22 protein-coding genes are annotated in these 20,625 nt (G+C 41.1%); 14 read left to right on the top strand and 8 right to left on the bottom strand.

The window, feature by feature from the left end:
- Window positions 1-174: 174 nt before the first annotated feature.
- The 3 genes from CAL6303_RS05785 to CAL6303_RS05775 form a co-directional block, all read right to left on the bottom strand.
- Window positions 175-579, bottom strand: coding sequence for a type II toxin-antitoxin system VapC family toxin (locus CAL6303_RS05785; RefSeq protein ID WP_015196912.1), 405 nt, complete (start codon window positions 577-579; stop codon window positions 175-177).
- Window positions 580-584: 5 nt separating this feature from the next.
- On the bottom strand, window positions 585-848 hold the full coding sequence (locus tag CAL6303_RS05780) for a hypothetical protein (protein ID WP_015196911.1): 264 nt from the start codon (window positions 846-848) through the stop codon (window positions 585-587).
- 124 nt (window positions 849-972) lie between these two features.
- A complete protein-coding gene (locus CAL6303_RS05775) occupies window positions 973-2,247 on the bottom strand; it encodes an ABC transporter substrate-binding protein (RefSeq protein WP_015196910.1) in 1,275 nt (424 codons plus the stop codon).
- A 279-nt stretch (window positions 2,248-2,526) separates the two neighbouring features.
- Here CAL6303_RS05775 and CAL6303_RS05770 point away from each other — a divergent pair, with 279 nt between their 5' ends.
- Window positions 2,527-3,504 carry a transposase gene (locus tag CAL6303_RS05770; protein ID WP_083866358.1) on the top strand — a complete coding sequence of 326 codons (978 nt, stop codon included), beginning with the start codon at window positions 2,527-2,529 and terminating at the stop codon, window positions 3,502-3,504.
- Window positions 3,505-3,674: 170 nt separating this feature from the next.
- Here CAL6303_RS05770 and CAL6303_RS05765 read toward each other — a convergent pair whose 3' ends face one another.
- Window positions 3,675-5,312, bottom strand: coding sequence for a hybrid sensor histidine kinase/response regulator (locus CAL6303_RS05765; protein WP_015196909.1), 1,638 nt, complete (start codon window positions 5,310-5,312; stop codon window positions 3,675-3,677).
- 230 nt (window positions 5,313-5,542) lie between these two features.
- On the opposite strand from CAL6303_RS05765, the gene CAL6303_RS05760 reads away from it, so the two are divergent.
- Window positions 5,543-5,821, top strand: coding sequence for a hypothetical protein (locus CAL6303_RS05760; protein ID WP_015196908.1), 279 nt, complete (start codon window positions 5,543-5,545; stop codon window positions 5,819-5,821).
- A gap of 10 nt (window positions 5,822-5,831) precedes the next feature.
- Here CAL6303_RS05760 and CAL6303_RS05755 read toward each other — a convergent pair whose 3' ends face one another.
- Together CAL6303_RS05755 and CAL6303_RS05750 are read right to left on the bottom strand one after the other, a co-directional pair.
- Entirely contained in the window at window positions 5,832-7,169 is a 1,338-nt protein-coding gene (locus CAL6303_RS05755; RefSeq protein WP_015196907.1) for a D-alanyl-D-alanine carboxypeptidase, read from the bottom strand.
- A 178-nt stretch (window positions 7,170-7,347) separates the two neighbouring features.
- Window positions 7,348-7,827, bottom strand: coding sequence for a bis(5'-nucleosyl)-tetraphosphatase (locus CAL6303_RS05750; protein WP_015196906.1), 480 nt, complete (start codon window positions 7,825-7,827; stop codon window positions 7,348-7,350).
- A gap of 1,026 nt (window positions 7,828-8,853) precedes the next feature.
- Here CAL6303_RS05750 and CAL6303_RS05740 point away from each other — a divergent pair.
- From CAL6303_RS05740 to CAL6303_RS05710, 7 genes are all read left to right on the top strand, one after another.
- A complete protein-coding gene (locus CAL6303_RS05740) occupies window positions 8,854-9,975 on the top strand; it encodes a sodium-dependent bicarbonate transport family permease (protein ID WP_015196903.1) in 1,122 nt (373 codons plus the stop codon).
- 85 nt (window positions 9,976-10,060) lie between these two features.
- On the top strand, window positions 10,061-10,393 hold the full coding sequence (locus CAL6303_RS05735) for a P-II family nitrogen regulator (protein WP_015196902.1): 333 nt from the start codon (window positions 10,061-10,063) through the stop codon (window positions 10,391-10,393).
- A 257-nt stretch (window positions 10,394-10,650) separates the two neighbouring features.
- Window positions 10,651-12,063, top strand: a complete 1,413-nt coding sequence (locus CAL6303_RS05730; RefSeq protein WP_015196901.1) for a cation:proton antiporter — start codon at window positions 10,651-10,653, stop codon at window positions 12,061-12,063.
- A 355-nt stretch (window positions 12,064-12,418) separates the two neighbouring features.
- Entirely contained in the window at window positions 12,419-13,552 is a 1,134-nt protein-coding gene (locus CAL6303_RS05725) for a methyltransferase domain-containing protein (RefSeq protein ID WP_015196900.1), read from the top strand.
- 233 nt (window positions 13,553-13,785) lie between these two features.
- Window positions 13,786-14,046, top strand: coding sequence for a hypothetical protein (locus tag CAL6303_RS05720; RefSeq protein ID WP_015196899.1), 261 nt, complete (start codon window positions 13,786-13,788; stop codon window positions 14,044-14,046).
- Window positions 14,039-14,458: a hypothetical protein gene (locus CAL6303_RS05715; protein WP_015196898.1), complete on the top strand. Its 420-nt coding sequence runs from the start codon at window positions 14,039-14,041 to the stop codon at window positions 14,456-14,458. The genes CAL6303_RS05720 and CAL6303_RS05715 overlap by 8 nt, the downstream gene beginning before the upstream one ends.
- A gap of 238 nt (window positions 14,459-14,696) precedes the next feature.
- Window positions 14,697-14,927 carry a hypothetical protein gene (locus tag CAL6303_RS05710; protein WP_015196897.1) on the top strand — a complete coding sequence of 77 codons (231 nt, stop codon included), beginning with the start codon at window positions 14,697-14,699 and terminating at the stop codon, window positions 14,925-14,927.
- Window positions 14,928-15,058: 131 nt separating this feature from the next.
- Here the strand turns inward: CAL6303_RS05710 and CAL6303_RS05705 are convergent, their stop codons facing one another.
- The gene (locus CAL6303_RS05705; protein WP_015196895.1) at window positions 15,059-15,451 is read right to left on the bottom strand and encodes an aspartyl protease family protein; all 393 of its coding nucleotides are present in this window, start codon (window positions 15,449-15,451) and stop codon (window positions 15,059-15,061) included.
- The gene (locus tag CAL6303_RS05700) at window positions 15,444-15,662 is read right to left on the bottom strand and encodes a hypothetical protein (RefSeq protein WP_015196894.1); all 219 of its coding nucleotides are present in this window, start codon (window positions 15,660-15,662) and stop codon (window positions 15,444-15,446) included. The genes CAL6303_RS05705 and CAL6303_RS05700 overlap by 8 nt, the downstream gene beginning before the upstream one ends.
- Window positions 15,663-16,143: 481 nt before the next feature.
- Here CAL6303_RS05700 and CAL6303_RS05695 point away from each other — a divergent pair, with 481 nt between their 5' ends.
- The 5 genes from CAL6303_RS05695 (at window position 16,144) to CAL6303_RS05675 (ending at window position 20,283) form a co-directional block, all read left to right on the top strand.
- The gene (locus tag CAL6303_RS05695; protein WP_015196893.1) at window positions 16,144-16,362 is read left to right on the top strand and encodes a DUF2281 domain-containing protein; all 219 of its coding nucleotides are present in this window, start codon (window positions 16,144-16,146) and stop codon (window positions 16,360-16,362) included.
- Between the two features lie 69 nt (window positions 16,363-16,431).
- Entirely contained in the window at window positions 16,432-17,442 is a 1,011-nt protein-coding gene (locus CAL6303_RS05690; RefSeq protein WP_015196892.1) for an ABC transporter ATP-binding protein, read from the top strand.
- Window positions 17,443-18,243: an ABC transporter permease gene (locus CAL6303_RS05685; RefSeq protein WP_015196891.1), complete on the top strand. Its 801-nt coding sequence runs from the start codon at window positions 17,443-17,445 to the stop codon at window positions 18,241-18,243.
- A gap of 5 nt (window positions 18,244-18,248) precedes the next feature.
- Complete coding sequence (locus CAL6303_RS05680) at window positions 18,249-18,662, top strand: hypothetical protein (RefSeq protein WP_015196890.1); 414 nt, start codon at window positions 18,249-18,251, stop codon at window positions 18,660-18,662.
- Window positions 18,649-20,283, top strand: coding sequence for a GldG family protein (locus tag CAL6303_RS05675; RefSeq protein ID WP_015196889.1), 1,635 nt, complete (start codon window positions 18,649-18,651; stop codon window positions 20,281-20,283). Before CAL6303_RS05680 ends, CAL6303_RS05675 begins: the two co-directional genes overlap by 14 nt.
- The last annotated feature ends 342 nt before the right edge of the window (window positions 20,284-20,625 follow it).

The following is a 20,625-nucleotide window of genomic DNA, read 5'->3' as shown; positions in this document are numbered from 1 at the left end:
TCAGCCGACAGCAAAAGCTTAAAACCCTTATGGGCTAAAGAACGTAAATAAAACCCTGTACGGGAAAACCAGCACCATGTTTATACGGCTTTTAGTTTTGCCAAAAAAAACAGAAAGCCTTAATTTACCCTGGAGACTTAAAGCTTTATTTATCGTAAAATAGCGAAGGTATTGTTAGTCAATCAGCGTCCAATTTTCTAATTGGATATTAGGAATACGCTCATAATGCCGAGTATTATTTGTTACTAAGACTAGTCTTTCTGTAATCGCTACACTGGCAATTAGTAAATCGAAATCTGCAACTGGTTGTCCAAGTTTACGAAGTTCGGCTTTTAATTCTCCAAATAATTTCAATGAATCATTATTTAAAGGGATAACAGTCATGTTTTGTATAAATCTTTCAGCACGGATCAAATTTTCTTCAACTCTACTAGAATTGTAAGCACCGTAATATAATTCGGCAACAGAAATAGAACAAATTGAGACGTTATTCAAGCCGATAGATAACAGTTTATTTCTAACAACCTCACGACCATTAAGCCAGTAGATGCAAGTGTCAGTATCGAGTAAATTATCCATTATGGTTATTCACTGACTGTACGGCTTGCGTAAATATCATCAACTATTTCTTCTGTACTCCGGGTATCCTCCCAACTCCCAAATGTATTTAATAATTCTTGCGTTCGTGTTAGCAAAGCGTAGCTTTCTTGCGTCACGGGAAGATCTGCTTGTTGTTGCTGTGTTTCTTGTTTAATAACTTTCTTGACAATTTGGGTAATTAATATTTCTAAGTCTGCTGCTGTCAAATTACTTAGAGGTTGCTCTGAAATCGATGGAGAATTTTCCATAAATACTAATTGCCTAAATATTTGCTCTTATTCTACCAGCGCAATCGCATGAAGATATGTCTAGTTCTCCTCGACATTAACGAATTTTCAACTCTTATAAATAGCTAAATCCAAAAATTAATTTCTAATCAAGTGTCTTAATCAATTGATTTGCTTGATTTTGCGCCTTTTCCATTGCTTGCATCAACGTCTGTTCTCCCAACATGGCACTAATAAATTGGTTGTCAAAATTATTCGTAATTGCTGCGGGAAACTTCCCCACTTGCCAAGGTGTACCATAATTTACACCTGCTACTAAAGATGATCTCAAGGGGTCTTGTTCATAACCTAAATTTGCAGCTACAGATTGACGAGTTGGTAAAGCAAAGCCAGTTCCCGTCCACTTCTGCATTCCTTGTTTCCCGGTGAGGTAGGAAATTAATTCCCATGCTTCGGGTTTATGCTGGCTTTGTTTGTTCATCACATAGGCGACAGTGAATATCATTGTGCCTAATTTTTTATTTACCTTCGGTATTTCTGCGGTGGCAAAACCTAAGTTGGGAAATGTTTCCTTGAGAAAAGGGATTGCCCAATTACCTTCAATGACCATTGCAGCTTTACCTTGACCAAACATTTCAGTTCCTGAGTTGGTGCCTACATCAGATTTCTGTACCGATGAATGTTCTTTCTGATACTGATCTACAACAACCTGTAACCCTTGTAATGCTTGTTGATTTGCAAAATTAGCGCGACTATTACTGTCAATTAATTCTCCACCAAAGGCTTTGATTTTATAAGCTTGTCTTGCTAATTCAGGTGTTTCGCCAAAACCATATTGGTCAATTCTACCGTCATTATTTGTGTCTTTTGTGAGTTTTTTGGCATCAGCACGCAATTCTTCCCAAGTTGTGGGAGGATTTTCTAGACCTGCATTTGCAAAGGCTTGTTTGTTGTAAAAAAGTGCCAAAGTCGAATAATCTTTGGGTAAGCCGTAGATGCTATTTTTGTATTTGAAAGTGTTAAGCAGGGCTTCTTGAAAATCAGGTAAGTCAAATTCGGGCTTGATGTAAGTATCGAGGGGTTCGATAACGTCTTGACTCATCAAAAAAGGTGCTTCCAATGCATCCAAATAAAATACATCGGGAGCAGCTTCACCAACAAGACGTGTTTTGATCACGTCCATATATTGGTCGGCAATGACCTCATATTTTACTTTTATACTTGGGTGCTGGACTTCAAAATCGCGCAATACGCTTTTAAGCAATCGTTGTTCGGCAGGAGAAGCACTCCAACCACTAAGCTTGATAGTTGTAATATTGACTGTTGGTGATTTAGTTGATAGTGGCAGATAATTACAGCCTATGATGCTGAGTGCGATCGCAACTACCAATCCAATGAAGTTTAATAGGCTTTTTCTCATCGCATATAGGATGAAGGGCAATCATAAAGAATATTTAAATTTTAGATAATCAACTGTACAGCTTTTACACCATGAATAAATATTCACAATTGGGAATGGGGTTTTGGGAATAAACCCATTACCCACACTCACTATTTAAGAGGGTAGGACTTACGCATTGACGGGATGGTAAAATAATGCATTGGAAAACGGTGTCGTCTACTTTCAAGGTATCGGACAATTAGAGAAATCAGCAAACCCTCGACAGCACAATGTAATTTGGAACATTACACCCTGTTCTTGCTATCGGAGCCAAAGCATGGAGGGTGCAGTCGATTGGCAGAAATCTTGGGAGATGTTTCACATGATAGTGTGAATAGGTTTTTGCTGAGAGAAAGATACGAGCCAAAAGATTTATTTGACATAGTAAAAGAGATAATCAATATAGAAGGAGGGATTTTAAGTGTTGATGATACAGTAATAGAAAAGCTGTACAGCAACCCAAAATACGCAGAATTAATTGGATATTTTTGGTCTGGTAAATATCATAAAACGATTAAAGGTTTAAATTTAATAACACTTTATTACAGCGATATTCGAGGCAATTGTGTTCCCATAAATTACAGGATATACGATAAGAAGGAGGGAAAAACCAAAAATGATTATTTCCAAGAGATGCTAATAGAAGTGACTGATTGGGGATTAAAGCCGCGAATAGTCACAGGGGATAGTTGGTACTCAGGAGTAGAAAATCTGAAATTTTTGAGAAACCAGAAATTAGGTTTTTTATTCGGAGTTGAAAAAAATAGAACAGTATCAAATGAGCCTGGAAAGTACTGTCAGGTAAGTACTTTAGAGATTTACGATGAAGGTTTGATAACTCATTTAAGAGAATTTGGATTTGTAAAGTTGTTTAGGAAAGTGTTTAAGAAAGAAGACTCTAGACACTACATATTTTATCAGCCTGATGACGAGAATCAGAAAGAAGTCTTACAACAAATAACTAGAACTGAATTTATCACTATTCATGACACACATTGGGGTATTGAAAGTTTCCATAGAGCAGTAAAACAGCTATGTGGCATTTGTAGGTTTATGGTTAGAGATAGCCACGCAATCAAAACACATATATTCTGCTCACTTCAAGCATTTGTTCGTTTAGAGAAAATGCGTTCTGAAAACATCATTGACAATTGGTATGAAGTACAAAGGAATCTATTCACAAAAGTTATTCGTGAATATGTTTTGGATAACTTGAATGCTAGTTGTGCCGCTTGAATACATAAACTAGCTTTCCTGTCAATGCGTAAGTCCTAGAGGGAACGAATAGGCAACAATTTCCGTATCTCTTCAAAAATCCTCACGAAGTCAGAGGAATCTCCTCTGACTGTTGCCTGTTGCCCGTTCCCTGTCCCCTCGAACGATGGGAAGATCGGTGAATGAGAATTTTACAGTCTCTTGGGTAGAGTCACAGTCACCTTAGTTCCTTGGTTCACTTCACTTTCAACCCCAATTTCACCACCATGAATCTCCACACAAGCTTTTACAATTGGTAAACCTAAACCTGTACCCGGTATGGTATCTACATTACTTCCCCGACTAAATGATTGAAATATGTTTCCTTGTTCGCTATCAGGAATACCAATACCGTAATCTGTAATTGTAAAAGTAACTCGTGACTCACTTCCCATCAAGTGAAACTCAACTTCACCACCATGGGGAGAATATTTAATGGCATTGGAAATTAGATTCACAAACAACTGTCTTAGTAAACATCTATCTCCCCAAAAACCTTTATTGTTTCCAGTTACCTTAAAACTTAAAATATGTCGTTCATCTAATGTTAAACGTTGTTCCTCTATCAGGTCAGAAAAAAAGTTCAGTAAATCTAAAGGTAAAGGCTTGAATTTAGTTTTACTCAGTTCAATCTCATTTACAAGCAACATATCATCTACTAATTTTGACATGTGCCTAGCTTTAACTTCAATAATATCTAAAAATTTAGTTCTTCGTTCTTCGCTAAGATGAACATAGTGTTTTTTTAGAGTCGATGCTGCTGTTAAAACCGAAGTTAAAGGGGTGCGATACTCATGGGAAACCGTCGTGATAATTTGGGATTTGAAGATATTTAATTTTTGTTCCTTTTCCAAAGCACATTGAGTCTTTTTCAAAAGTTCAGCTTGCTGAATAGCAATTGCTAACTGTACAGATAATTCATGCAACATCTCCACTTCATCACTTTGCCATTGCCTCACTTGTAAAGATTGGTGTGCAATTAATAACCCCCATAAAGTTGGAGTCGGCTTACCATTTTCTGGTAGGATAATTGGCGCAACCAAATTATGGGGAACATTCAAGATATTCGCAGCTTCGGTAGAATCTAAACTTTCCCCAGCTTCGTAGATATGGGAAATAGCCTTTTGACATTCCTCACTCATGCAGACATTGTGAATCCCCGATTCCATCTCATTGGGAAAACATGATCCAAAATTGATATTGTTATTTTGCGAAAACTGATAAATCATCACCCGCAAATTCGTCGCACCTTGGCGCAACACATAGGAATCTAGGAGTTGATGCACCTCTGTAACTGCTGTGTGGAGAATCTGATCCAAATTCAGGGATTGACGAATTCTTAAAGCCGTGGTAGCAATAAGACGCTGCCGATCTCGCGTTTTTGCTAACTCCGTTTGTAAATGCGATCGCTGAATCACATTACGTACTGCTAACTGTAATGCATCCGCTTGGAGATGCTGCTTCACAAGGTAATCTTGAACACCCATCCTCATCGCTTGTGCAGCAACAACTTCATCTCCAAATCCTGTTAGCATGATAACTGGCATGGAAGTATCAATTATTTGCAACTTTAATTGATCTAAAAACTCTAACCCACTCATATCGGGTAGGCAAAAATCCAGCAAAATCACATCACATCGCTGCTGCTTGTAAATACTCAGTGCATCTTCAGCTGATTCAGCCTCTAAAACGTGATATGACTGCTGAGGGTCTTTAGATAGTAAACGTCGATAAACTTTCCTATCCGCTGCACAATCATCAACGATTAACAGCTTCCATAGATCCAGCATAGGGTATTGGGTGAGCTTCAATATTTAATTCTAAAGAAAATATAAATAAAATATTAATTTACACAAAGTTTCTTAACGTAGGATGCCTTTTAGGACATAAAAAGCCATATATTTGCCCTAAAATCGGCTATTCAGCCTCTCTGGTTTCATCTGGTTCAGAGAATACCAAGGATTTAACCTGTATAATTACCCAGCATCGGTGACACACAACCTAGCAGACCAATTTGATAATGCTAGAATATAAAGAAAATATTAAATTGTCTGGAATCATGAATCAATATCAAGTGCCAGCGATTAACGTCTCCAGATTGCGTCAGCTGTGGAATGTGGTTGAACAAACCCAGGCAAATCTGCTTCTCAATCTCAATGATGGGGATTTAGTCAAGCAAATTTTGCAGCAAATCAGCTATCGGGAAACCCTAAGTAATGAAGAAACTGATAAACTTAGTATGTATATCCACTCCCGTACCTCACTAATTCGGGATTTAGTTCAGGAAAGAGAAGCCTAAAGCTTTTGACTTACTCCGTGACGCGATAGAGTATTTCGTTAGTGGATATTTTGTTTTGGCGATTTGGACTTGGAGTTAATTCAGGAGGAGAAGTTGCCACTATCCCCCATTGTTTCACAATATTAGTTAAAAAGACATCTTGCTGCTTGCGGTAACTGTTCAAGTCTCCGGTGGAATTCATAATTGTAAACCAGACATTTCCTTGTTTTTGGGTAGGAATCACCCCCACCAACCCACTAACAGTATCCAAGCTACCGGATTTAACAACTGCAAACTTCGGAATTTTCCTCGCTTCCAAAACACCTTTATCTTGCCCCATCACCATAAAAACATCTGCAACTGTCATATTGTAGGGTTTTAGGTAGTCTTCAACTGCCCGCAATAAACCAGTTGCAGCACGGGGAGAAATCTGATTTTCGTAGGTTAATCCAGAACCATTAACTAAATATATTTCATTTTCTGGAACACCCACGATTGCAGCAGCTGTTTTGGAAATTACAGCAGCACCCCCCACAGCATCAGCAAACATTTCTGCCATATCGTTATTGCTGTACTGATTCATTTTTTTGAGTAATTCAGCCAAGGGGTAAGAACTATGGCGAATTAGAGGAGTTATATTACTAGGAACACTATTTACTGCTTTCACCTTACCAGCGATCGCTATTTTCGGTCGAGGCGTACCAGGTGGTAAAGTTTGGTATTGACGCTGAATAACAGGTGTCCACTTAGTACTATCCAAAGCTATCTTGAAAAAATTTCCCGCAGCTACAGCATCCCGGTTAAAGTTCATGTAGAACTTACCTGTAATAACTAAGTCACCTGTAACCTGCTTAATCCCCATTTTATTGATTTCGTTGCCCAGTGCGATCGCTTCCTCCCAAACAAACAAAGGATCACCACCACCCTCAATTACCAAATCACCCTTCAATACTCCGTTCTCCATTCTACCTGTTCCCCCCACCTGTGTGATAAAGCGGTGGTCAGGAGTTAATGTTTTCAACGCAACTAAAGTTGTGGCAACCTTACTAATAGAAGCCGCTTTTACTGGTGTTGTCCCCTGGTAATTTGCCAACAAACCACTACCCGATTGCATCCAAACACCGTGTAATTGCTGAGAAGCACTAACAACAGCTAAGGATTTCACATATTTATTAACTTGGGAATTCGTTGCAGGATCTGGATTTACAGCCGCTACAATCAAAGGTTGTTTTACAGGTGCCGCCGCATTAACTGTTGTACTATTGTGATTTACCGCACCACTAGTTTTAGCCTTGGGAGATGAGCAACCCCCAAGTATAACTAGTGATACCAATGATAAAACGGGTAGGAAACGGAAAGATTTTGGCATAGTGACATACTCCCATACCGATACAGAATACCAAAAATTCCGCAATTTTCCCTTTGCAAATACTGTGGGGCAACACTATCAACTGAGAAAACACCCAAGTTATACAACAGATTTTAGAACCATGTAGAGATGAGTCGCGTCTCTACATGGTTCTGCTGAATTTTGACAAAAACAACAGCTATAAACCAAAATTGCTATTTAAATATAGTTCCAATTCCCTCAACAAAGGATTAATAGTTCTAGTTTGAATAACGTGGGGTGGATTCCAATCTACCCAAGTGTATCCACTATGCTCAGTTAACTTGATATTAACCTCATGTTTGAGCCAACCGAGAAAAATAATCACATTTTTTTCCACAACCTTCCTACCAAAACGCTGATAGCAAGCCTTATAAGTATCAACAAAGCGGAAATTCGTATCAATATCCAAATCGCTAGCTAAAATCCCTGTTTCTTCCCTTAATTCCCGTAAAGCACAACCCAACTCATCCTCATTATGCTCCATATGTCCCTTCGGCAAGTCATAGCGCTTGGGTTTATGCATCAATAAAAAGCTCAAATTAGACGGTGATTCTACATTTGAGAGATTATGCTTTCGTGTAGCCTCTCCTGTGGAGAATCGCATCACAATCACACCGCATGACTTGACTTTTTGCATACCACAACGAAGTCTTGTAAAGTTTCCTACCTAAAAAAGCCCCTCCGTGCATAACTTTACAGCAGCTTTTACACCGGAGATCCTACGTGTTGGCGTAGCTGGCTTAGATTTTAACCTACATTATAAACAATTTTTGAGCGGTTAAAAACTATCTATAGATTTAATGCTATGAATAATATTTAATATTCATTTTATATTTATGATGAAAAGGGTGATCACTGAGACCAGAAAGGCTGTAAGCTGTACTTATCGATTTAATTCTAGTATCTGGCAATACTAAAACTCTAATTAATTGAATCGTACTTCCCACAATCATAGTTGACTAAGGAATCCATCAAAATATAGAGGCAAGGAGTAAACATATATTTCTTGCTAGGCTTTTTCCTATCTAGGAATAGTATCTCAATCTTTGAGGAAAACTTAATAAGCAATCCAGCCAAGTTATTTAAACTGGTAACTAAACCACTTTTAAATAACTTTTTTAACTTTGCCATGTACAAATTATAAATCTCTGAAAAATTAGTTCAAAGCAATTTATCTCTATAAACTTTAGTAACTGAAGACATATATTTAACTAATATAGCACGCTGAAATAGTTGTGTACATTTGGTTGTTCTAGGGATTTAATAGAGATTAACGTACTATTTTGGCGACAAAATCAAATACTGGTATCGGACTTAATGCTAGAAAATTTTGAATCAAACAAAAATAATTTACTAGATTCTGAAAATAAACCATTTGTTGCCAAGTCATCAAGCATCTAACCTTATAAATTGTTGTGAACAATGGGAATAACTAACAAAATCAAATTACGCAATTTGCGCGATGATATCTTCAGCAGTGTAGCTGCTGCAATTATCTCTCTACCTATAATTTCATCCTCTTAAGCCAAGATTTAAAGCTTAGTTTAAAGGAAGCATCTGATGATTTATCAAGCCGTTTATTTAAAAGGACATAGACAGATGCTAATCTACTACTCACTGGTTATCTAATTAACTTATCTGACCATTAAGGAAAATTTACTACATGGATTTCTTGTCCCTTTTCTTGACAGACTTCGTTGCCCAGTTGCAATCCCCAACACTCGCCTTTTTGATTGGTGGGATGATCATTGCTGCCCTTGGTAGCGAATTAATCATTCCAGAGTCGATTTGTACGATCATCGTCTTCATGCTGCTCACTAAAATCGGTCTGACAGGTGGAATTGCGATCCGCAATTCCAACCTGACACAGATGGTGTTACCCATGCTCTTTGCCATCATGGTAGGGATTATTGTTGTCTTCATCGCCCGCTATACCTTAGCCAAACTACCAAAGGTGAAAGTCGTGGATGCCATCGCCACTGGGGGTTTGTTTGGTGCGGTGAGTGGTTCTACCATGGCAGCAGGCTTGACGGTACTGGAAGAACAAAAAATTCCATACGAGGCATGGGCTGGTGCACTCTATCCCTTCATGGATATCCCAGCGCTCGTAACTGCGATTGTGGTGGCTAACATTTACCTCAACAAGAGGAAGGTTAAACAAGCAGCCTACTCTACTGAACAGCCCGTTGCGGCTGGCGATTATCCCGATCAACAAGATTATCCCAGCAACCGTCAGGAGTATCTCAACCAGCAGAAGGGGGATGGGGATAACAAGGTCAAGATATGGCCAATTATCAAGGAAAGCCTCCAGGGTTCTGCCCTATCGGCAATGTTATTAGGTCTGGCTCTTGGACTATTCACCCAACCGGAAAGTGTCTATAAAAGCTTCTACGATCCTGCCTTTCGCGGCTTGCTTTCCATCTTGATGCTGGTCATGGGTATAGAAGCTTGGTCAAGAATTGGCGAATTGCGTAAGGTAGCCCAGTGGTACGTCGTGTATAGTGTGGTGGCACCATTTTTACATGGGTTAATTGCCTTCGGTCTCGGCATGATTGCCCACCAAGTTGCGGGATTCAGCATGGGTGGCGTTGTCATCCTAGCTGTCATTGCCTCCTCCAGTTCAGACATCTCAGGTCCACCCACATTACGAGCAGGTATCCCCTCAGCGAATCCCTCCGCCTATATAGGTGCATCCACAGCTGTCGGTACGCCAGTTGCCATCGGTATCTGTATACCCTTCTTCATCGGACTTGCCCAGGCGATCACCCAGCAAGCCGGTAAGTAATTCCAAACCGGTCAAGGTCTTTGAGCGATCCCTTGACCCAGCAATTCAAGTAGATCAATGTACATAATTTAAGGAGGTAAGCAACATGTCCAAGCGTGCCAATAAACTCGTCATCGTCACAGAAAAGGTTCTACTGAAAAAGGTCGCCAAGATCATTGATGAATGTGGGGCAACTGGTTATACAGTGGTTGATACTGGCGGTAAAGGCAGTCGCAACGTGCGCTCTACAGGTAAACCCAGCAGTGCCGACACCGATTCAAATGTCAAGTTCGAGGTACTCACCGAAAGTCGGGAGATGGCAGAGAAGATTGCAGATCAGGTTGCAATCAAGTTTTTCACCGATTTTGCAGGCATTATCTATCTCTGTGAAGCAGAGGTACTGTACGGTAGACATTTCTGTGGACCAGAGGGCTGCTAAATCGAGACGACGCAGAACTAGTTGGGATGGGTGTATTCATTTGCCAACATCTTGACAATGACAAAATGTTTCCCCATCTTCAGAATACAGTTCCCAAGGTGATTTATTCAGCTATTTTACACAGCCGGGAAGCATTTAATCTCAAACAATAATGAATGTAAAGACGCGTAGAGCGAAGCGCTTCCCGCACCGTAACATCGCGTCTTTGACATATCGGGTTTCTACAGTTCCCAACAATTCATGCAACGGCGATAAATATGAATTTTATAGACTCAGTAAATATCATTACCCCTTTATCAAAGCTGATTTCCCACCCTTTGCTAGGAACAGCTACCCCATCAGAATATAGCCCCATCATCCTCACCGGAGTATTACTGAGCCTGATTGTTGTTTACATTGCCAGTAAACTGGGTGGTGAAATTTCCCGAAAAATCGACTTACCACCAGTTTTAGGTGAATTAGTAGCTGGTGTCATCGTTGGTGCTTCCGCTTTACATCTTTTGGTGTTTCCCGAAGGTGGTGCAGAAGCATCCAACTCCGTAATTGTAGGACTTTTACAGTTCATCAACAATCTGACTCCCGATGCCGCAACCTCAATTTTTGAAGCTCAAAGCGAAGTTGTTTCAGTTTTAGCGGAAATAGGGGTGATTATTCTCCTATTTGAAATCGGTTTAGAATCGGATTTAAAAGAATTAAAAAAAGTTGGATATCAAGCAACAGTTGTAGCTTGCGTAGGTGTGGCAGTTCCCTTTATTGCAGGTACAGTTGGGTTAATTTACTTTTTCCATTTTCCCGCAATTCCCGCGATTTTTGCAGGTGCCGCACTCACAGCTACTAGTATTGGTATTACCTCCAAAGTGCTTTCCGAAATTGGTCAATTAAAATCCCGTGAAGGTCAAATTATCGTTGGTGCTGCGGTAATTGATGACATTCTGGGAATCATTGTGTTAGCAGTGGTTGCAAGCTTGGCAAAAACAGGTGAAGTAGATATAGCTAACGTTATCTATTTAATTGTCAGTGCAACAGCATTTTTGATTGGTTCAATATTACTGGGAAAATTCTTCAATCAATCCTTTGTGGGGATTGCTGATAAGTTGCAAACGCGAGGAAACATCATTATTCCTGCGCTTATATTTGCCTTCTTCATGGCTTTTATTGGTAACGCAATTCATTTAGAAGCCATTTTGGGTGCGTTTGCTGCGGGTTTGGTACTGGATGAAACCGACAAACGTAAGGAACTAGACGAGCAAGTTAAACCAATTGCTGATATTTTAGTACCGATATTCTTTGTTACAGTTGGGGCAAAAGTTGACCTGAGTGTACTCAATCCAGCAATTCCCACCAACCGGGAAGGATTATTTATCGCCATATTTTTGATTGCGATCGCAATCGTTGGTAAATTTGTCACAGGTTGGGCAGTTTTTGGGCAACCGGGAATTAATCGAGTTGCCATTGGTGTGGGAATGATTCCCCGTGGTGAAGTTGGTTTGGTGTTTGCGGGGATTGGTTCTGCAAGTGGTGTGTTAGATAAACCGTTACAAGCAGCAATTATTATGATGGTGATTTTGACAACCTTTATCGCTCCACCGTTGTTGAGATTAGCATTTAAAGAACCTGTGGAACCACAGAAACCATTGGAGAAACAAGCCGATGCGGTGATTGGTAGTTAAGTTTTAATTTTTTTGACCGTATGTGAAGGTGGGTGCGTCAACTTTATGGTTATCGCATCCACCTTCTTTGTCGTCATCAATACCAAAACCTTATCTAGACATTCCACCGGAACGTCTCTACGTGTGGTCTATTTACCTGAAAATTGCTTGTAAAACCATACGCGATACCTACGGTGGTAAACTACGCTCTCACGATCAAAGCCTTAGTTTTAAGAGCTTTTCTTGTTGGACGATGCCGAACCTATTTTTTTTAGTATAAAATTTTACATTTGGTGAAATTGTTAAGATTGTGGAGTTTTTATATATTACTTATACTTAAGGCACACATTTTATTGATGAGTATGAGTGCGGTGAAATGAGCAATACAGTTTTCCCTCAATTCCAGCATGATTTGATTCCCCAAAGTCGTTCTCCTGAAAAAGACTTGGGACTTGCCAGTGAAATGGAAGCCTTTCGGTTCTCTATGTTTCAACTGTTTCAGCGGAAGACGGATGAAATTATCTCTGATTATCCCAATGAAGAAAATCAGGACAGACTGTACCTCAAAGTTCGCCCAGTCCTAGATGGATGTTCCGAGGTAAAAGAGGTTCACCATCGTCGCAGTATGCTTCAAGATCTTCTATGGTTGAGAGTTTTGGCAAGCATCGACGATGATCGAAAGCGTCTCGAAGATGTCTATCGATGCCATCGGTCGGGAAAAGGAGGACTGGAACTAAATCCAGATCTGGACATTCCCTCACACCAACTTAAGACCAAAATCCACAGAATGCCGGGGGGGTATCTTCAAAATCTTGAAGAGGATAATTTTGAGGCAGGGGTACTGTACGACCATGGGGTTTTTCTGTATGGACGGGGGTGGTTAGGATCCCTCAATGATGAACTCGGTCAGACCTTGATTCATCATGTCTTGGCACAGCACTACCCAGATTTTCAACCCCAGAGGATTTTGGATTTAGGGTGTTCAGTTGGTCACAGCACCTTACCCTATCAATCAGCTTATCCGCAAGCCCAAGTTTGGGGGATTGATCTAGGAGCGTCGTTGTTGAGATATGCGATCGCGCGCGCCAGAATTTTGAACAAAACAGTGTATTTCTCTCAACAGAATGCCGAAAGCACCGAATTTGCTGATCAGTCTTTTGATTTGGTAGTGAGCCATATTCTTCTGCACGAAATCCCTGGTGTGGCAAGGAAGCGAGTATTTGCTGAAAGCTATCGCCTACTGAAGCCTGGGGGAGTAATGGTGCATTTGGAGAGCAAATTATTTCTTAAACCTTCCACGCTAGTTGCTCGATATTTCCGCGACACAGAGGTCTGGGCGAATTCAGAACCCTATCTGGCTTCATCAAAATTCGAGGATTTTCCCACCTATGCTTTAGCTGCGGGGTTTGCGCCAGATGAGTTTCACATGTATTCTGTGCCGGGGTACTATGCCGCCAAACAGGGAAATGCCAATGCGGGGTGGGTGGCTTTTTGTGGGGTAAAGAGCTAATAAAGACGCTTTGGGGGTTTAAGCGATCGCTCTCAAGATCAAAGCTTTAGTTTTACAAGCTTTTCTTGTTGGACGATGCCGAACTATAGTGTTACTAGTATAAAATTTTGCATACTATCACATGCGCGGCTTCTGTGAATGAGGCATTGAGGTTACTGACGAAAATTAGAAAATCAGCAAGCCCTAAATAGTCAGGTAGACTAATAAGTGTCTCAACTTCTCAGACGAATGACATGTCTCTCAACGAACTTCTACCTGTTGTCAACCAACTGCCGCATCAAGATAAACTTCGACTCATTCACTTTCTCCTTCTTGCTGTTGCGAAAGAGGAAGGATGTAGCCTAGAGGTAACTGGAGAGAGTGATTCAGAGAATGTGTTACTCCAGCAACTTGCATCCACTGGAGCAGAAATATGGTCGCCTCAAGCAGATAGTGCGGCTGTTCAAGCATTGTCAGATCTTCTGGTTGCAGCAAAGGAAGCATCCGATGCTTGATGGGCAGCGTTATTCATTCACTGAACGAACTGATAGTCTCGGGCGCTCGGTCATCATGCCATATTTACCTTTGATTCTCACATTGGGGAATCGTTCTCTAGAAGTTATGGCACTGTTGGATACAGGTGCGAGTGTTAATGTTCTCCCCTACGAGATTGGTATACAGCTAGGGGCTGTCTGGGAGAATCAAACTGTCTCCATTCCATTGAGCGGAAATTTGGCTCGGAGCGATTCACGAGGTTTGGTTGTGTCTGGAACGATTGCCCAGTTCCCTCCTATTTTACTTGCTTTTGCTTGGACTGAAATGAGAGATACACCTGTAATTCTTGGGCACATGAATTTCTTTGCGGAATTTAACGTGTGTTTTTATAGACATGAATTAGCTTTTGAGGTTTGCCCAAAGGAAAGATGAATTTAAAACTATATGCGATCGCGCTTCACCTCAGGCAAGCTTCGCTCTCAAGATCAAAGCTTTAGTTTTAGAAGCTTTTCTTGTGGGACGATGCCGAACCATAGGATTTTCGGTATAAAATTTTACATATTCTCATATGCACTTAAGTAGAAAAACACATCGCACTCATCGTTACTTACAGTGAGTTCTAGCTTGTAAAATAGAATTGATAATCCATTCCATTATTATTGATAAATTTATGTCTTCTGCTGCTATCACTACGCTTGTTAAGATGGTTGAGTCCCTGCCCGATGATTTGCAAGAAAAATTTGTAGAGCATATTCGTGACTATATTAGCGATTTAGAGGATGAAAAGCTTTGGGATACTTCATTTAGAAGGACACAGGATAATTTAGTCGCAGCAGCCAGAAAAGCGAAACAAGAAATTGCAGCAGGTCAATCAACACCTATGGATTATGAGCAATTATGAAGTCTGCAACGCTACCATCCTTTTGGTCTAAATATCGAGGATTAAGTAGTGCTGTTGGCTCAACCCCAGCAATTTCCGATGTCACATTTAATGTCTAATATAGTTAGACCACGTTGAAGATCTAATGCTTATTAGAAGCGGGTAATTTCGATTGTGCGTTGCGATCGCTGAAAACAAACATCAAATTCCCGAAAGAAGTTTGTTTGCCCAAGAATTAAAGGTACTTGAGAGGCTTGTGTCCAGGCAAATGCTAGGCGAACTGGTTCCAGATTCGCAATTTGAACATGCACAAATAAACCTCGTGCTTCAACCTTTGCGAGATTTCCAGCCAATGGTAAACGGACAGTTTGCTCCTCCCAAACTGCACCCAATTGTAGTCCAATGTCATAAGGTAATAGGTTGACCGTAGACCCAGTATCTAGAAGCGCATTCGCAGAAACAGAGTAGTCTGCATGACTTAGAGTGATAAGAATCTTGGGTAAGGCTTCATCGTCAGAAAAGGGAAACTCGACGGTACTAGGCATGATTAGATGCCTCTCGATCATCCTGAATCATCTGCATCAAAATATTTGCGGCTTCTGTTGCATCGTAGGGCGACCAGATCGGGTACTCTGATGCAGAAAAGATGACTTGTAGTTCAGCGTGTGGGATTTGTGCGGCTAGGAGTTTGAAGAGTGATAATTTGTCTGACTGATTAAGATTATTGACAAGAGGAATTAAATCGGTGAGAGACATGGTTCAACTCCCAAACATACGAGAATATATTGATCATAAGCGATCTGTGAGGTACGGTCTCACTATTAAAATGCAGCGGACAGTTAAAGGTCATCCGTTACCTGAAAATGACATTTGGATTGCAGCACTAGCATTGCAGTAAGCTAAAACGCACTTAGTTTGTAATCGCAAAAGCTTTATAGCAAGCCTTTTAGACTTCAAAAGATGTCATTTAGATGCGTCTAAGCTTATGATTTGATATTAGTGACACGGGATGCACACTTTCAAAACTGCGAGAAGTCGCCGTATAACAAGCCTGCTGCACCGGAACGAATTTAAGATCTCGTTTAGAGGAAAAAGTTATCTGCGTCCGAGAGCAATTCTTCTGTTTTGATAGCGACGTGGGCAAGAGTGCAGTCTATGCATTGGGACAAATCGACTCAGAAGCATCAATTTCGCGCCATCATAGAATTACACCCATCCATCGCCTTGGAGAAAACCCATGCTCTCGTCCCAACTCATCGCCACCCTCAACAAACTTCCTCCAGATCTCCAAACTGAAATCCTCCACTACGCCGAATACCTCGCCACCAAATACACCCAAACCCTACCTTCAGAAAATCACCCCCAAAAATATCGCCAAGCCGGAACCATGAAAGGTATGTTCACCATGTCCGACGACTTCGACGCTCCGGTAGAAGATCTCAAAGATTACATGTAAAAAGCTGTATTTCCCCTTGATGCTTTAATATGGTTGGAAATCTAGATCATTTGCAAAGCATCCAAACCGATGATTGAAGTTGAGCATCTAAATAAAACCTATGGCTCAACCCCAGCAATTTCCGATGTCACATTTAATGTGGAACCAGGGGAAATTTTGGGGTTTTTGGGACCTAATGGTGCCGGGAAAACGACGACGATGCGAATTTTAGCTGGATATTTGCCTGCAACTAGTGGCACAGCTAGAATCGCAGGGTTGGATGTTCATGAAAATTCGCTGGCAGTGCGCCAAAAAATCGGTTATTTGCCGGAAAATCCCCCTTTATACCCAGAAATGACAATTGAAGGATTTCTGCATTTTGTGGCACGTATTAAAGGAGTATCCGCAGGCGATCGCATAACCAAAGTAACAGCCGCCCTGCAACGGTGCAACCTCAGCGACAGAAAAAATACAATTATTCGCAAGCTTTCCAAAGGTTATAAACAACGGGTGGGAATTGCCCAAGCAATTGTTCATGACCCCCCAGCAATTATTTTAGATGAACCGACGGTAGGACTAGATCCTCGGCAAATTATTGATGTGCGGAACTTAATTAAAAGCCTTGCAGGTACCCACACAATTATCCTTTCTACCCATATCCTCCCAGAAGTGAGCATGACCTGTAGTCGGGTTGCCATCATCAATCGTGGTGAAATTATGGCAACCAATACACCGGAAAACTTGATGACACAGTTGACAAGTGGCTCAGGTTATGAACTGGAAATAGAAGGAGAGGCAAATTTAGCCAAACAAGTATTACAACATCTACCTGGCGTGAGTTTGGTAGAATCGATTCCGACGGTGAATACTGGGCAGACATTCCTTAAGGCGAATCGCACCTGTTTGCGAGTTATATCCCAACCGGGAAGCGAACCAGCAAACGAGATAGCTACAGCTTTGTTGCGTGCTGATTTTGGTTTGTATGAGATGCGACGAGTCAGCGCTACCTTAGAAGATGTGTTTTTACAACTCACCACCGCCGAAAAAACCGTGGATTCCCCCAAAGAGTCCCAGGAAAATATCGCAGGAGAAACTAACTAAATGGGTGTCGTGATTAATAATATCTTGGCGATATATCGCCGAGAACTGCAAAGTTATTTTGTCTCACCGTTAGCTTATGCGATCGCAGGAATCTTTTGGTTCTTATCTGGACTGTTTTTCGTGCTGATTCTCCAAGATATTCTCCAATATGTGGCAGAATTAGACCTTCAAGGACAAGTAGGGGCACCAGTTAGAGCCATTGATGTCCCTTATGAGTTTATTCGTGCTTTTCTGGATCGGATGGGTTGGTTGTTATTATTTATACTGCCAATTCTTTCCATGGGTTTATATGCTGAAGAGCGGAAGCGTGGCACACTAGAACTTTTAGCCACATCACCCATTACAAATTGGGCTGTTGCAGTGGGGAAACTACTGGGAGTATTAACATTTTTTGTTACCTTGGTGATGCCATTAATGGTCTTTGAAGCCATTGTTTTGAGTTCAGCAAGTCCTGCTATTTCCCCAAACATCATGTTCGTAGGTCATTTAGGATTAATCTTATTAGCAGCAGCAATATTATCTTTAGGGATGTTTATTTCCTCCCTCACCGATAGCACGATTCTCTCGGCTATTCTCACCTTTGCCGTAACTTTACTACTGTTGTTCATGAATGCGATCGCGCAAAATCTCGGTGGGGGAATTGGGGAAATCCTCAACCATTTGTCACTACTGAAACATTACAACGAATTAGTTCAAGGAATTTTTGACACCAGCAGCATCATATTGTTTGCTAGCTACATTATTTTTGGTATTTTTTTAACAGCACAATCAATTGATGCACTCCGCTTTCAGCGACAGTAAAAACCATGGAACAACTCGAAAGACTCCTAAAAATGGCTGAAGATGAACTCACCGAGTACAGCACCGATGCCCGTAAAATTGAAAAAATGCGTCGCAAAATCGGTTTATCTTTGTCCAAAATGCAGCAGGAACAAGTAAAAAAAGAACTACTGGCACAAATGTCAACAGGTGGCATCAATAAGATTGTTGAAGAACAACGGCAAGCAGCAGCTTTACCATTTTGGGGAATTGGTGGTTTAGGTTTATTATTAGGAATTTCCCTCGATCAACCCATCGGTTTAGTTGCTGCGGTAGCCGGAACAGCAGCCGCCATCGCCATTCAAAAATTAGGCTGGAAACTCCAAGCCAAGCGGCTTTTACTCCAAACATTAGAAGATATTGAAGTCCGCTCGAATCAGCTAAAATATGAAAACAAGTAATCCAAAAAAACCTTGGAAATATCTATTTTTACTGGGTCCATTCTTGCTCACAGCAGGTTTAACTACTGGCTTAATTTCCGGGAACTGGGGAATTACTCCCCTCATACTTTTAATACCTGGAATAGTTATAATTATTCTCTGGTTTATTTGGCAAAGTAAACAAAATAAATGGTGGCAAAAACGTTCTACCCAAGCAGGAACCAACGCCATTATTGCCACAATTGCCGTGATTACGATTCTAGGAACTATTAACTTTTTAGGAACCCGCTATCATTTTCGCAACGATTTAACAGAAACCAAATTATTTAGCCTTGCACCCCAATCGCGGGAGTTGGTACGTTCATTACAAAAAAATATCAAAGTATGGATATTTGAGATTAATCAAAATGCCATAGATCGGAACTTACTAGAAAACTACCAAAGACAAAATCCCAAATTTCAATTTGAGTATGTTGATCCCCAAGCCAAACCGGGATTAGTCAAAGAATTTGCCGCAAAACAAGGAGAAGTATACTTAGAGGCAAACAATCAACGTCAATTAGTCCAGGTAATTAACGAACGCGATCGCTTATCGGAAATTAGCCTGACAAATCGTATTCAACAAATCACCAGTGCTAATCCTACCAAAGTTTACTTCCTCCAAGGTCACGGCGAACACCAAATATCTGGAAATGGAGAATCAATTTCCCAAGCAGTACAAGCACTCAACGATAAAAGCTTTACCACCGCAGCATTAAATCTCGTTGAAAAAAATACCATTCCCCGTGACACCAAAGTTTTAGTTATAGCTGGGGCAAAACGTGCGCTATTAAATACAGAAGTTCAAGCCCTTCAAGATTATCTCAACGGTGGTGGTAACATTCTCCTCATGATCGACCCAGATACAGACCTAGGAATCAACCCCCTACTCAACCAATGGGGTGTCAAACTAGATAACCGTCTTGCAGTCGATATCGCAGGCAATGAAGCCTTTGGTCCAGCCGTCCCCATTATCACCGAATACGGCAACCATCCCATCACCAAAGACTTTGGTAATGGCATTTCTTTCTACAGACTAGCACGACCTGTAGACACAACCCCCACACCAGGTATCGAAGCCACACCCTTACTCATCACCAAACCTTACCCCAATAGCTGGGCAGAAAGCGACCAAAAAAGCGAAAAACTCGAATATAACGAAGGCAAAGATCGTAAAGGTCCCCTAACACTGGGAGTCGCACTTTCTCGTAAAGCGGAAACAGTTATATCCCAACCAACACCCACCCCAACTCCAACTCCTACAGCGTCACCAAAGGTAACTCCCACTGCTTCTAGTTCCCCAACTCCAACTCCAAAAACCCTCAAAACCACAGCCGAATCTCGGTTAGTAGTTATTGGCAATTCAGATTTTGCCACCAATGATCCATTTCCCCTGCAACTTAACGGTGATGTCTTTCTCAACTCCGTCACCTGGTTAAGTCAACAAGATCAAAAACCCCTTTCCATCCGTCCGAAAGAAGCAAAAAACCGCCGTATAAATCTTTCAATTGCCCAAATATCACTATTGCGATGGACTTCATTATTATTCCTACCCCTAATTGGTTTTCTCGCATCCGGTTTAATTTGGTGGCAACGAAGATAAGTGAGGTACCCCAACCTGCTTCGCTGAGGTTAGGGCTTCCAACATCACTCGCAGAGCGAGAAGCGGTAGCTAGCAATTATGTTTTGTAACGGGGATTTAACCCCGACACAAAACAGCACGAACTTAACGGGGGCGTGAAAGGCGCAGTAATAAAGGCTTTCCCCTACTCACTACTGCCTTGACGTACTAGGCTGTTGACTCTGTGCTTTTTTGCAGCTAAAAGTTCACGCAATATCTGTGACATAACTTGTTCCTTGTCTCTGGCAAGGAATAGAGATTTGGAGGCTCTGCTTCCAGTCTGGATAAGAGGCAGAGTCTCAAAGTCAGGGTTTCCAGGCAGAG

This window comes from Calothrix sp. PCC 6303 (assembly GCF_000317435.1).
Classification (GTDB): Bacteria; Cyanobacteriota; Cyanobacteriia; order Cyanobacteriales; family Nostocaceae; genus PCC-6303.
This window is presented reverse-complemented; position numbering and strand designations above follow the sequence as displayed.